This window comes from Actinophytocola sp. (assembly GCF_045807065.1).
Classification (GTDB): Bacteria; Actinomycetota; Actinomycetes; order Mycobacteriales; family Pseudonocardiaceae; genus Actinophytocola.
In genome coordinates this window covers 21,125-32,776 of sequence record NZ_JBJMIE010000087.1, presented here as the reverse complement: position 1 = coordinate 32,776, position 11,652 = coordinate 21,125, and the positions used below count along the sequence as shown (strand labels likewise).

Genomic DNA, 11,652 nt, shown 5'->3' with positions numbered 1-11,652 from the left:
GCGATCGGCACCACGCTGCTGGTGCTCACCGCGCCGTTCATCGTCAAGATCGCCGTCAAGATCGGCGCGCAGGACTACTTCGCGATCATGATCCTGTCGTTCATCGCGGTGACCGCCGTGCTCGGTTCCTCCCGGGTGCGGGGGTTCGCCTCGCTGGCGCTGGGGCTGGGGATCGGACTGGTCGGCATCGACGCCACCACCGGCCAGCAGCGCATGACCTTCGGCCTGCCGCTGCTCGCCGACGGCATCGACGTCGTCGTGGTTGCCGTCGGGATCTTCGCCGTCGGCGAGGCCCTGTGGGTCGCCGCGCACCTGCGCCGCAGCCCGGCCCAGATCATCCCGGTCGGCCGGGCGTGGATGGGCAAGGAGGACTGGAAGCGGTCCTGGGGGCCGTGGCTGCGCGGCACGGCGTTCGGCTTCCCCTTCGGGGCGCTGCCGGCCGGCGGGGCGGAGATCCCCACCTTCCTCTCCTACGTGACGGAGAAGAAGCTGTCGAAGCACCCGGAGGAGTTCGGCCAGGAACGGTCCCGCCCCGCGGGCCCACACCTCGGCCGCGTCCGTGTACCGCAGCTCGCCGTCCAGCCGGCCGAGCCGCCGCTCGGCGGGCGTGCCACCCGCCGGCCCGCCGCCGATCTCCCGCAACGATTCCAGGCACCGCCCGACCCGGTACCGTACCGACCGCGGGAAGTCGGCCGCCAGTACGAGCACGCCGACCACGCCCTCGGGGTCGACCCGGTCCTGGTAGCGCTGCAGGTACGCCTCGTGAGCCGAGCACACCCGCAGCAGCCCGGCCCATGTGGCCGGCCCGGAGTCGACGGCGTCGGCGTCCGCGTCCGGCACGCTGGTGACGATGCTGACCCTGGGCCTGCCGACGACGGCGACGGCCGCGGTGATGCTGGCGGCGTTCCAGCAGTACGGCATCCAGCCGGGTCCGCTGCTGTTCGAGCGGGAGTCCGGGCTGGTGTGGGGCCTGATCGCGAGCCTGTTCATCGGGACGCTGTTGCTGCTGGCGCTGAACCTGCCGCTGGCGCCGATCTGGGCGAAGCTGCTGAAGGTACCGCGGCCGTACCTGTACGCGGGGATCCTGTTCTTCGCGTCGGTCGGTGCGTACGCGGTGAGCGGCCAGGTGATGGACCTGGTCGTGCTGTACGTGATCGGCGTACTCGGGTTCGCCATGCGGCGCTACGGCCTGCCGGTCCTGCCGGCCATCATCGGGGTCATCCTCGGGCCGGCGGCGGAGCTGCAGATGCGGCGCGCCCTGCAGATCTCGGACGGCTCGCTCACCGGGCTGGTCAACACGGCGTTCTCGGTGACCGTGTACGTGATCGTGTTGCTGGTCCTGGCCTGGCCGCTGGTCCGCCGGTTCACGCGCAAGCCCGAACCCGCCGAGGAGGAGACCGTCAACGCCGGCTGACCGGAGGCGCGGTCGAGGCCCTGACCACCAGGCTGGGAGGAACCACCAGTCTGGCGGGGTTCGGGGCCTCGCCGCGTGCCCGGGCTATCAGCGCCTCCGCCGCCAGTCGGCCCATCTCGTGGCGGGGTTGGTCGATCGTCGTCAGGCCGATGTGCCGCAGGGCCGCCAGCCAGGTGTTGTCGTAGCCCACCACGGACACGTCCTCCGGGACCCGCAGACCCAAGTCCGCCAACGCGGACAGCACGCCGACCGCGTTCAGGTCGTTGGCCGCGATCACCGCCGTGAAACGAGAGTCCAGTGCCCGGACCGCCGCCGCACCGGCCGCCTCCGTGTACTCGCCGGGCACCACGCGCGGCTCGAACCCGTGGCGCCGCATCGCCAGCCGGTAGCCCGTCCGCCGCGGCGCCGACTGCGAGCCGTTGCCGCCGTCGATGTGCACGATCTCCCGGTGCCCCAAGGAGACCAGGTGGTCCACCGCCAGCGCCGAGCCGGTCCTGCCGTCGTCGTTCACGGTGTCCACAGTGGACAACCGGGACGAGCGGGAGACCAGGACCACGGGGCCTTCCCGAGCGGCCGCCTCGATCGACGCCGACGGCACCACCGGGCCGAGCAACGCGATCCCCGCCGGGCGGAACGACGCCAGCGACGCCAGGGCCTGGCGTTCCCGCGCCGGCTCGCGGCCGCCGGTGTTGATCACCAGCTCGAAGCCCGCGGCCCGCGCGTACAGGTCCAACCCGTCGACCACCTCGGCCCAGAACGGGTTGTGCAGGTCCGACACCATCACGCCGAGCACGTGCGAGGTCCGGGACGCCAGCGACCGCGCCATCGCGTGCGGGGAGTACCCCAGCTCGGCCGCCGCCGCGAGCACCGCCTCCCGGCGGGCGGCACTCACCTTCGGCGAGCCGCGCATCACCAGCGACACCAGCGCCCGGGACACGCCCGCCCGTGCCGCGACGTCCTCCATCGTGGGGCGGGCCAACGTGGCGACCTCCTTGACACCAGTGTGACGACGATAACAGGATGGGCGGATTAGAGCGCTCCAACGCAAGGGAGCAACATGCGAATCGGCGTGGCGGGAGTCGGTCGGATCGGGACCATGCACGCGGCGAACCTGACCGCGATGTCCCAGGTGGACGAGGTTCTGCTGTACGACCCGGTGCCCGGCCGGGCCGAGCTGGCCGTCACCGAGCCGGGCGTCCGCGCGGTCGGCGACCTCGACGAGCTGCTCAAGGAGAGCGACGGCGTGCTCGTCGCCACCCCCACGGACACACATCCCACCCTGGTCCGCGCCTGCCTGGCCGCCGGGACGCCCGTGCTGTGCGAGAAACCCATCGCCGCCGACCTCACCGCCATGCGAGAGCTGGTCGACGAGATCGAGCGGAGCACGGTCCCCGTACTGGTGGGCTTCCAGCGGCGCTTCGACCCGGCGATGGTCGAGCTGCGCCGCCGGATCACCAGCGGCGAGCTGGGCGCGGTCTACCACGTCCGAGCCACCGGCTTCGACGCCCAACCGCCCGACTTCGCCTACCTGCCGACGTCCGGCGGCATCTTCCGGGATCTGCTCATCCACGACCTCGACGCCGTGCCGTGGCTGGTCGACCAGCCGGTGGTCGAGGTGTACGCATCCGGGTCCGTCCAGGTCGACGAGGCGTTCGCCCGCGCGGACGACGTCGACAACGCGGTGGTGCTGTTGAGGTTCGCGGGCGGCGCGCACGCCGTCCTGTCCGCGGGCCGGCACGACCCGCTCGGTTACGACCACCGCATCGAGGTCCTGGCCGCCCGCGACTCGGTGGCCATCGGGCTCGACGCACGCACCCCGCTCGGCGCCGAAGGCCACAACCAGAACGCGTACCCGGGTTTCCCCGACCGCTTCCGCCACGCGTACCGCAACGAGATGGTGGTGTTCACCGAGGTGCTCGCCGGTCGCGCGGAGAACCCGTCGCCCGCCCGCGACAGCCTCGTCAGCCTCCGCCTCGCCGAGGCGTGCGAGAAGTCCCGCCGAACCGGCCGACCCGTGCGGGGTGACCTGTGACGAAACTCGCCGCCGCGCCCATCAGCTGGGGCGTCTGCGAAGTGCCTGGCTGGGGGCGTGTCCTCCCGCCGGCGACCGTGCTCGCGGAGATGGCCGAACTCGGCCTCACCGCGACGGAACTCGGGCCGCCCGGCTACCTGCCGACCAGTCCGACGGAGCTGCGCGCGATCCTCGCCGAGCACCACCTCGGCCTGGTGGGCGGCTTCTACGCGACCCCGCTCCACCGGTCGGCCACCGTGGACATGGTCGCCGAACTGCTCGCGGAGACCGGCGCCGAGGTGCTCGTGCTCGCCGCGGCGACCGGGCTCGACGGTTACGACGAGCGACCCGCCCTGTCCGACGGGGAATGGGCGGCGCTCGTCGAGAACGCCGGACGCATCGCCGACCACGTCGCCGCCATGGGCCTGCGGACCGTGCTGCACCCGCACGTCGGCACGCATGTCGAGACCAGGGCGGAGGTCGAGCGGTTCCTGCACGACTCCGACCTGCCGCTGTGCGTCGACACCGGCCACCTGCTGATCGGCGGCACCGACCCGGTCGACCTGGTGCGCCGGCACCCGCACCGCGTCGGGCACGTGCACCTCAAGGACGTCCGGCAGGACCTCGCCGAGCAGGTCCGGCAGGGCGGCCTCACCTACACCGAGGCCGTCGCCCAGGGCATCTACACCCCGCTCGGCGCCGGCGACGTGGACCTTGAAACACTGCTGAAGCTGTTGCGGGACAACGATTACGACGGCTGGTACGTGCTCGAACAGGACACCGCCCTCGGTGCGGACCCCGCCGAGGACGGGAAACCACGCGAGCACACCCGCCAGAGCCTGGGCCACCTGAGAGAACTCTGGTCGTAAGAGCAGGAGAAAGAGACAACGATGTCGAGAACCTCCGCCCGACCGTGGCGGGTGTTATGGGCGGCGTCCGCCGCCCTCGTGCTCGCCGCGTGCACCGGGCCGTCAGCGGACACCGGAGCCGAATCCAGCGGCCAGCGACAACAGCCACAGGGCGTCGACACATCAGCGCCGATGGACTTCGCGGTGATCACCCACGGCAGCGAGGGGGACGCCTTCTGGAGCGTGGTCAAGAACGGCGCCGAGGACGCCGGCCACGACCTGGGCGTCAAGGTCACCTACAACGGCGACGGCGAGCCGAGCGCGCAGGCCAAGCTCATCGACAACGCCGTCGCGCAGGGCAAGACCGGCCTGGTCGTCTCGATGGCCAACCCCGACGCGCTGAAGGACTCCATCGCCGCCGCCGTCAGGGCCGGCATCCCGGTCATCACGATCAACTCGGGTGCCGACGAGAGCAAGGCGTTCGGCGCCATCGCGCACGTCGGCCAGGACGAGGCGGTCGCCGGCAAGGCCGCGGGTGCGCGCCTGGCGGACGAGGGCAAGAAGAACATCCTCTGCGTGATCCACGAGGCCGCCAACTCCGGCCTCAACGACCGCTGCGACGGCGCCCGGCAGGGCTTCGGCGGTGGCAAGGTCACCAACCTCCAGGTCGACATCAACAACCCGACCGACACGGAGTCGAGGATCCGCGGCGCGTTGCAGACCGACCCGTCCATCGACGGCGTGCTCACGCTGAACTCGCAGGTCGCGGACCGCGCGGTGGCCGCGGCGTCGAGTGCGGGGTCGAAGGCCGCGATCGCCACGTTCGACCTCAACACCGACGTCGTGAACTCGATCAAGGCCGGCAGGATCCTGTTCGCGGTCGACCAGCAGCAGTACGAGCAGGGCTACCTGCCGATCGTGATGCTGAAGCTGTACCGGGAGAACGGCAACACGCTCGGTGGCGGCCTGCCGGTGTTCACCGGACCGGGCTTCGTCGACAGGTCCAACGCGGACCAGGTCGGGAAGTACACCGAGCGAGGGACCAGGTGAGCGACATGACCACAGTTGACCGGCCCGTGTCCACGGACGAACGTGTCGCACCCAACTCGCTGGTGAGCCGGCTGGTGGTGCGGCCGGAGATCGGCGCGCTGCTCGGCGCGATCGTGGTGTTCGGGTTCTTCTCGGTCGTGACCGACAAGTTCCTGAGCATGGGCGGCGTGGCCACCTGGCTGGACGACTCCGCGACGCTCGGCATCATGGCCGTCGCCGTGGCGTTGCTGATGATCGGCGGCGAGTTCGACCTGTCCGCCGGCGTGATGACCGGCTCGACGGCTCTGGTCACGGCCATGCTGGCGACCAAGGCCGGCATGAACATCTGGCTCGCGCTGCTGATCTCACTGGTGTTCGCGCTCGCCGTGGGTGCGCTGAACGGCGTGCTGGTGGTCCGGACGGGGCTGCCGAGCTTCATCGTCACGCTCGGCACGTTCCTGGCGTTGCAGGGCCTCAACCTGGGCATCACCCGGCTGGTGACGAACACGGTGCAGGTGTCCGGCATGCGCCGCGCCGGCGGCTACGAGTCCAGCGGGTACGTGTTCGCGTCCTGGTTCGACATCGGCGACACGGCGTTCCGGATCTCGAACATCTGGTGGCTCGGGTTCACCGCGCTGGCCGCGTGGGTGCTCCTGCGGACGAGGTTCGGCAACTGGATCTTCGCGGTCGGCGGCTCGGCGCCCAGCGCGCGGGCGGTCGGCGTGCCGGTGGCCCGGACCAAGATCCTGCTGTTCATGACGACCGCCGCGGCCGGCTGGCTGGTCGGCACGATCAACATCCTGCGCTACACGACCGCGCAGGCCAACGAGGGCATCGGCCTGGAGTTCCAGTACATCATCGCGGCCGTGATCGGCGGCTGCCTGCTGACCGGCGGCTTCGGCTCGGCCGTCGGCGCCGCGATCGGCGCGTTGATCTTCGGCATGGCCCGGCAGGGCATCGTGTTCGCGAACTGGAACTCCGACTGGTTCATGCTCTTCCTCGGCATCATGCTGCTCGGCGCGGTGCTGGTGAACAACACCTTCCGGCGCCGGGCGGAAAGGGTGCGGCGATGAGCGAGACATCAGCACGGCCCGCGTTGATCGAGGTCGAGGGCATCAGCAAGAGCTATGGCAGCGTGCTCGCGCTGCGGGACGTGTCCACGGTCGTCAACGCGGGCGAGGTGACCTGCGTGCTCGGCGACAACGGGGCCGGCAAGTCGACGCTCATCAAGATCCTCTCCGGGGTGCACGAGCACGACTCCGGCCGGTTCCTCGTCGAGGGCAGGCCGGTGAGGTTCACCTCGCCGCGCGAGGCGTTGGACGCCGGCATCGCGACCGTCCACCAGGACCTGGCGGTCGTGCCGCTGATGAGCGTGTGGCGGAACTTCTTCCTCGGCTCGGAGCCGACCGTCGGGTTCGGACCGTTCCGGATGCTCGACCGCCGCAAGGGCAGGGAGGTCGCCCGGGACGCGCTCGCGGACATGGGCATCGACCTGCGGGACGTCGAGCAGCCGGTCGGCACGCTCTCCGGCGGCGAGCGGCAGTGCGTGGCCATCGCGCGGGCCATCCACTTCGGTGCGAAGGTGATCATCCTCGACGAGCCGACCGCCGCGCTCGGCGTGAAGCAGTCCGGGGTGGTGCTGCGGTACGTCGCCCAGGCGCGGGACCGCGGGCTCGGCGTCGTGCTCATCACGCACAACCCGCGGCACGCCTACCCGGTAGGCAACCGGTTCCTGCTGCTCAAGCGGGGTGTGAGCCTCGGGTCGTTCGAGAAGTCGGAGATCTCGCTCGAGGACCTGACCCGGCAGATGGCCGGCGGCGCCGAGCTGGAGGCGCTTGAACACGAGCTGCGGGAGGTAGCCGGGTAGATGCTTGTCACCGAGCGGCTCACGACGGCACAGGCCCTGGTCCGCTGGCTGGTCGCCCAGCGGACCGAGCTTCTGGACGGCACGGAGGCGCCGCTCTTCGGCGCCGTGTTCGCGATCTTCGGGCACGGGAACGTGCTCGGCATGGGCACGGCACTGGCCGAGCACCCCGAGCTGCCGGTGTGGCGTGGGCAGAACGAGCAGGGCATGGCGCTCGCCGCGGTCGGCTACGCCAAGGCCACGCACCGCCGGCAGGTCGGGGTGGCCACGTCGTCGATCGGGCCGGGCGCCATGAACATGATCACCGCGGCCGGGGTCGCGCATGCCAACCGTCTCCCGCTGCTGCTCCTCCCGGGCGACACGTTCGTCAACCGGGCACCGGATCCGGTGTTGCAGCAGGTGGAGCACTTCGGCGACGGCACGGCCACCGTCAACGACGCCTTCCGCGCGGTGAGCCGCTACTTCGACCGGATCACCCGGCCCGAGCAGCTGCTGTCGGCATTGCCGCAGGTCGTGCGGGTGCTGACCGACTCGGCGGACTGCGGTCCGGTGACGCTCGCGCTGCCGCAGGACGTGCAGGCGGAGGCCTTCGACTTCCCGTCGTCGCTGTTCGAGCCGGTGGTGCACCGGCTGCTACGGCCCCGCCCGGACGCGGCCGTGCTGGCCCACGCCGCGAACCTCCTGCAGGCCAGCCGGCGGCCGCTGCTGGTCCTGGGTGGCGGCGTCCGGTACTCGGGCGCGGTCGATGAGGCCGTGGCGTTCGCCGAGCGGCACGGCGTGCCGATCACGGAGACGACCGCCGGCCGCACGCTCGTGCCGCACGACCACCCGCTGCACGTCGGGCCGCTGGGCATCACGGGCTCGTCGTCGGCGAACGCCATGGCCGCCGACGCGGACCTGGTCCTGGCCGTCGGCACGCGCCTGCAGGACTTCACGACCGCGTCCTGGTCGGTGTTCGCCCCGGACGTGCGGCTGGTCAGCATCAACACGGCCCGGTTCGACGCGGTCAAGCACGGCGCGCTGGCGGTGGTCGGCGACGCGCGGGAGACCCTGCGTGAGCTGTCGTTCGAGGAGTGGCCGGTCGACCCGGCGTGGACCCGGCGGGCCGCGGTGGAGCGCTCGCTGTGGGACGACTACGTCGACGGGCTGCGGAAGCCGTCCGCGGGGCTGCCCACCTACGCCCAGGTCGTCGGGATCGTCAACGACGCGGCGGAGCCGGGTGACTACGTGATGACCGCGTCCGGTGGCCTGCCCGGCGAGCTGATCGGTGGCTGGCGGGCGACGCCCGGCGGCCCCGGCATGGACGTCGAGTACGGCTTCTCGTGCATGGGCTACGAGCTGGCCGGCGCGTGGGGTGCCGCCATGGCCCGCACGGATGGGGTCGTCACCACGCTGCTCGGTGACGGCTCGTACCTGATGCTGAACTCCGAGCTGTACTCGGCCGCGTTCGCCGGGCACGGGTTCGTCGCCGTGGTCTGTGACAACGACGGCTACGCCGTGATCGACCGGTTGCAACGCGGCAACGGCGGGTCGGCGTTCAACAACATGTACGCCGACTGCCGCACCTCACTGGAGCAACCGCCCAGAGTGGACTTCGCGGCGCACGCCGCAGCACTGGGCTGCGGCGTGCTCACGGTCAACGAGGTCGGCGGACTGGCCGCCGCGTACGCGCGGGCCCGCACGTACGCGCGAGCCGGTAAGCCCGCGGTCGTGGTGATCCGCACGCACCCTTCGTCGTGGACGGACGCAGGTGCCTGGTGGGAGGTGGGCGTGCCCGAGGTCTCGACCAGAGCCGAGATCGCGGAAGCACGCGCGGCACTGGACAAGGCCAAGATCAGCCAGGTCCGTTACCTCACGCATCCCTGAGGCCACTCGCACTTGAAGGGCACCCGATCCGGGTGCCCTTCAAGCATCAGCGACGGTAATCGTCGTCGTCATAATCGTCGTCGTCGAAGGCCTCGTCGCCGTTGCCGCCCTCTGAGGACTTGGTGCCGGACAGCTCTCGCTGCAGCGCCTCGAAGTCCGTCTGGGGAGTGCTGTATTTGAGCTCTCGGGCTACCTTGGTCTGCTTAGCCTTCGCCCGGCCGCGCCCCATGGCTCGACCCCCTCGCACAGTTGCGGGGCGGCCGGGGGAAACGGCGGCCCCGCTGATCTCGACAACTGGTTCCTGGTAGCTACCGTACCGTGCCGATGGGGTTTAGTGCGAAGGGGCACGACGTTCGAGTGCCGACTGATCGCGTTCGGCGGAACCGTGAAACCATGCGCGAGTGCCTCGACCGTTCGTGGCCTACCTGAGGGTGTACGAACCGTTGTCCGCATTCGACTCGGACGTAGCCGACCGGGTACAAGAATCGGTACGAACCGGACAACTTGACTACTCGACAGTAGGTCAGCGGGAGCGAGACCTGTGGTTCAGATCACAAACGTCTCAACCCCCGACTCTGCTCCCCGGCGAGCTGGCCAACGGCTCGCCGTCCCGGCGTGCGCTCTTCGACGCCCTCGTGCTGTCCCCGACCGTGGTTCCCGGGCTGACGGGCACCGAGCCGCTGGTGTGCCCGCTGGACGTCCGCGCCCGCTCCGCCGCGGCGCTGGTCGGCTTCCTGGCGACGTCCCAGCAGGTCCTGCGGGACGCGGCGTTGACCGTGCGGCCGGAGACCGTCCGCGAGAAGGCCGCGCGGGTGCTGTCCGAACTGCCCAGCGGGGCTGTGCACGTGGTGTCGACCACCTGGACCGTGCCGCTGCCCTGGTTCACCCTCGTGGACCCCGACAAGCGCCACGTGGTGCTCGCGACCCAGGACGACCCCCGGCGGCACGTGTGCTGGCGCGTGGCGATGTCGGACGCCCGCGCGCGGGTGGGGAAGGCCCACGACCTGGCGGAGCACGCGATGGGTGAGCAGGGCCCGACGAAGGTCCTGCAGGACACGGGCCGGTGGCTGGAGCACTTCCACCCGAACTCGGCGGTGGAGCTGGACTACGGCGGACTGGTGCAGCTCCTGACCGACGAGCAGCTCGAGGAGGACACGTCGGCCGAGGACGTGAACGCCATCGTGTCCGCCCTGGAGAGGGAGGACGTCGAGGAGATAGCCACCCGCTTCGAACGCCTCCGCGACTTCTGGGGCGACCTCGCCGTCCGCGAACGCTTCAACTAGCATCTTGATGTCTCGGGAAGGAGACATCAAGATGCTGTCCATGCGAACCACGCTGACTCTGGACGACGACGTCGCCCGGCTGGTGCAGGACGCCATGCACCGAGGGCACCTCTCGATGAAGCAGGTCATCAACGACGCGTTGCGGCAGGCGCTCGCGCCTCGCGTGCCTCGGCAGGGGGCCTACCGCCTGGAGCCGCACGAGTCAGCTCTGCGGCCGGGGTTCGACCCGGCCGGCTTCAACAAGCTCGCGGACGAGCTGGAGGACGAGGCGGTCGTCGACAGGGCCCGGCGTCCGCGTTGATCGTTCCGGACGTCAACCTGCTGCTCTACGCCGTGATCTCCGGCTTTCCCCAGCACGCGCGGGCGCACGCGTGGTGGGAGCAGACGATCAACAGTCCCGCCGTGGTGGGCCTGGCACATCCCGCGGTGTTCGGCTTCCTGCGCATCGCCACGAACGGGCGCATCCTCCAGTCACCGCTGGCGGTCGAGGACGCGACCGAGTACGTGCACGAGTGGCTGACCCAGCCGAACGTGGACCTCCTGACGCCCGGCCCTCGGCACCTCGACATCGCGTTCGACCTTCTCCGCGGGATCGGCACGGCCGGGAACCTCACCACCGACGTCCAGCTGGCCGCCTACGCCATCGAGCACCAGGGCGAGCTGCACTCCAACGACACCGACTTCGCCAGGTTCCCCGGTCTCAAGTGGGCCAACCCGCTGCGATGACCGGGCTCGCGCGTCAGCGGTGGTCCGCGTCGTCGCCGCGTTCGGCGGCCAGCAGGGTGTCCACCGAGGCGCTGCCGGCCTTGTAGCGGCCGCCGATCTCGTCGTTCAGGGCGTCCACGACCTGCTGGACCTCGCGGCGGCGCCGGGAGACCGACTCCTCCTCCGCCACGTACGTCCGCAGTGCCAGGTCCAGCCGCTCGTCCGGCAGGGACGTCACGTCCGACAGGTCAGCGTCGGAGACCAGGGCCTCCACGTGCCGGCGGTGGGCCTCCGCGCGGGACGGCTCCAGCGGTTGGTGCCGGCCGGCGCCCGACGGTGCGTTGCCCACCACGTTGCCCGACAGGATCTCCACCAAGCGCTCCACGACCGAAGTGGACCCGCCCTCCTGCCGCCGCTTCTGCTCGGCCTTCACGATGTCTATCCGCGCGTGCAGCAGCCTGCGCAGGTACGACAGATCGGTCTCCTCCTGCGCCGCGTCGTCGCGGCGGCTGCGGACTTCGGCCAGGTCGAGCTGGGCGAGGTCGCGCACGTAGTCCGGCGCGAGTACCCGGTCGATACGCCTACGGCCCCCAGGACGGACTTCGATCACAGGCCTATCCTCCGGTACCGAG

At 70.8% G+C, this 11,652-nt stretch carries 12 protein-coding genes and 3 pseudogenes; 11 read left to right on the top strand and 4 right to left on the bottom strand.

The window, feature by feature from the left end; translation table 11 throughout:
* A pseudogene (locus ACJ73U_RS05080) lies at nt 1–519 on the top strand (tripartite tricarboxylate transporter permease); the annotation flags it as partial.
* Between the two features lie 27 nt (nt 520–546).
* Here ACJ73U_RS05080 and ACJ73U_RS05075 read toward each other — a convergent pair.
* A pseudogene (locus ACJ73U_RS05075) lies at nt 547–777 on the bottom strand (alpha-E domain-containing protein); the annotation flags it as partial.
* Between the two features lie 16 nt (nt 778–793).
* Between ACJ73U_RS05075 and ACJ73U_RS05070 the strand changes: the two are divergent.
* Nucleotides 794–1,414, top strand: a pseudogene (locus ACJ73U_RS05070) (tripartite tricarboxylate transporter permease); the annotation flags it as partial.
* On the opposite strand, the gene ACJ73U_RS05065 reads toward ACJ73U_RS05070, so the two are convergent.
* Nucleotides 1,401–2,393 (bottom strand): LacI family DNA-binding transcriptional regulator, encoded by a 993-nt coding sequence (locus ACJ73U_RS05065; RefSeq protein WP_407776342.1) that lies wholly within the window; start codon nt 2,391–2,393, stop codon nt 1,401–1,403. The pseudogene ACJ73U_RS05070 and the gene ACJ73U_RS05065 sit on opposite strands and share 14 nt — an antisense overlap.
* Before the next feature lie 78 nt (nt 2,394–2,471).
* Here ACJ73U_RS05065 and ACJ73U_RS05060 point away from each other — a divergent pair, with 78 nt between their 5' ends.
* The 6 genes from ACJ73U_RS05060 to iolD are packed head-to-tail and all read left to right on the top strand — an operon-like array spanning nt 2,472 to nt 9,032.
* Complete coding sequence (locus ACJ73U_RS05060; protein ID WP_407776341.1) at nt 2,472–3,446, top strand: Gfo/Idh/MocA family oxidoreductase; 975 nt, start codon at nt 2,472–2,474, stop codon at nt 3,444–3,446.
* Complete coding sequence (locus ACJ73U_RS05055) at nt 3,443–4,294, top strand: TIM barrel protein (RefSeq protein ID WP_407776340.1); 852 nt, start codon at nt 3,443–3,445, stop codon at nt 4,292–4,294. Before ACJ73U_RS05060 ends, ACJ73U_RS05055 begins: the two co-directional genes overlap by 4 nt.
* 21 nt (nt 4,295–4,315) lie before the next feature.
* Complete coding sequence (locus tag ACJ73U_RS05050) at nt 4,316–5,323, top strand: sugar ABC transporter substrate-binding protein (RefSeq protein WP_407776339.1); 1,008 nt, start codon at nt 4,316–4,318, stop codon at nt 5,321–5,323.
* Nucleotides 5,324–5,328: 5 nt separating this feature from the next.
* On the top strand, nt 5,329–6,375 hold the full coding sequence (locus ACJ73U_RS05045) for an ABC transporter permease (RefSeq protein ID WP_407776338.1): 1,047 nt from the start codon (nt 5,329–5,331) through the stop codon (nt 6,373–6,375).
* Nucleotides 6,372–7,169, top strand: coding sequence for an ATP-binding cassette domain-containing protein (locus ACJ73U_RS05040; protein ID WP_407776337.1), 798 nt, complete (start codon nt 6,372–6,374; stop codon nt 7,167–7,169). Before ACJ73U_RS05045 ends, ACJ73U_RS05040 begins: the two co-directional genes overlap by 4 nt.
* Nucleotides 7,170–9,032 (top strand): 3D-(3,5/4)-trihydroxycyclohexane-1,2-dione acylhydrolase (decyclizing), encoded by a 1,863-nt coding sequence (gene iolD, locus ACJ73U_RS05035; protein ID WP_407776336.1) that lies wholly within the window; start codon nt 7,170–7,172, stop codon nt 9,030–9,032.
* A gap of 46 nt (nt 9,033–9,078) precedes the next feature.
* Here iolD and ACJ73U_RS05030 read toward each other — a convergent pair whose 3' ends face one another.
* Nucleotides 9,079–9,261, bottom strand: coding sequence for a DUF3073 domain-containing protein (locus ACJ73U_RS05030; RefSeq protein WP_407776335.1), 183 nt, complete (start codon nt 9,259–9,261; stop codon nt 9,079–9,081).
* A gap of 406 nt (nt 9,262–9,667) precedes the next feature.
* Between ACJ73U_RS05030 and ACJ73U_RS05025 the strand changes: the two genes are divergently transcribed.
* Genes ACJ73U_RS05025 through ACJ73U_RS05015 form a run of 3 tightly spaced genes read left to right on the top strand, consistent with a single transcriptional unit; the run spans nt 9,668 to nt 11,041 of the window.
* Nucleotides 9,668–10,315, top strand: a complete 648-nt coding sequence (locus ACJ73U_RS05025; protein ID WP_407776334.1) for a hypothetical protein — start codon at nt 9,668–9,670, stop codon at nt 10,313–10,315.
* Nucleotides 10,316–10,346: 31 nt separating this feature from the next.
* On the top strand, nt 10,347–10,616 hold the full coding sequence (locus tag ACJ73U_RS05020) for a hypothetical protein (protein ID WP_407776333.1): 270 nt from the start codon (nt 10,347–10,349) through the stop codon (nt 10,614–10,616).
* Nucleotides 10,613–11,041 carry a type II toxin-antitoxin system VapC family toxin gene (locus ACJ73U_RS05015; protein WP_407776332.1) on the top strand — a complete coding sequence of 143 codons (429 nt, stop codon included), beginning with the start codon at nt 10,613–10,615 and terminating at the stop codon, nt 11,039–11,041. Before ACJ73U_RS05020 ends, ACJ73U_RS05015 begins: the two co-directional genes overlap by 4 nt.
* A gap of 13 nt (nt 11,042–11,054) precedes the next feature.
* Here the strand turns inward: ACJ73U_RS05015 and ACJ73U_RS05010 are convergent, their stop codons facing one another.
* The gene (locus ACJ73U_RS05010) at nt 11,055–11,630 is read right to left on the bottom strand and encodes an aerial mycelium formation protein (RefSeq protein WP_407776331.1); all 576 of its coding nucleotides are present in this window, start codon (nt 11,628–11,630) and stop codon (nt 11,055–11,057) included.
* Nucleotides 11,631–11,652: the final 22 nt, after the last annotated feature.

Coding starts and splice junctions, on each gene's coding strand:
- ACJ73U_RS05030 (WP_407776335.1), bottom strand. CDS start 9,261: ATGGGGCGCGGCCGGGCGAAGGCTAAGCAGACCAAGGTAGCCCGAGAG.
- ACJ73U_RS05020 (WP_407776333.1), top strand. CDS start 10,347: ATGCTGTCCATGCGAACCACGCTGACTCTGGACGACGACGTCGCCCGG.
- ACJ73U_RS05060 (WP_407776341.1), top strand. CDS start 2,472: ATGCGAATCGGCGTGGCGGGAGTCGGTCGGATCGGGACCATGCACGCG.
- iolD (WP_407776336.1), top strand. CDS start 7,170: ATGCTTGTCACCGAGCGGCTCACGACGGCACAGGCCCTGGTCCGCTGG.
- ACJ73U_RS05045 (WP_407776338.1), top strand. CDS start 5,329: ATGACCACAGTTGACCGGCCCGTGTCCACGGACGAACGTGTCGCACCC.
- ACJ73U_RS05050 (WP_407776339.1), top strand. CDS start 4,316: ATGTCGAGAACCTCCGCCCGACCGTGGCGGGTGTTATGGGCGGCGTCC.
- ACJ73U_RS05040 (WP_407776337.1), top strand. CDS start 6,372: ATGAGCGAGACATCAGCACGGCCCGCGTTGATCGAGGTCGAGGGCATC.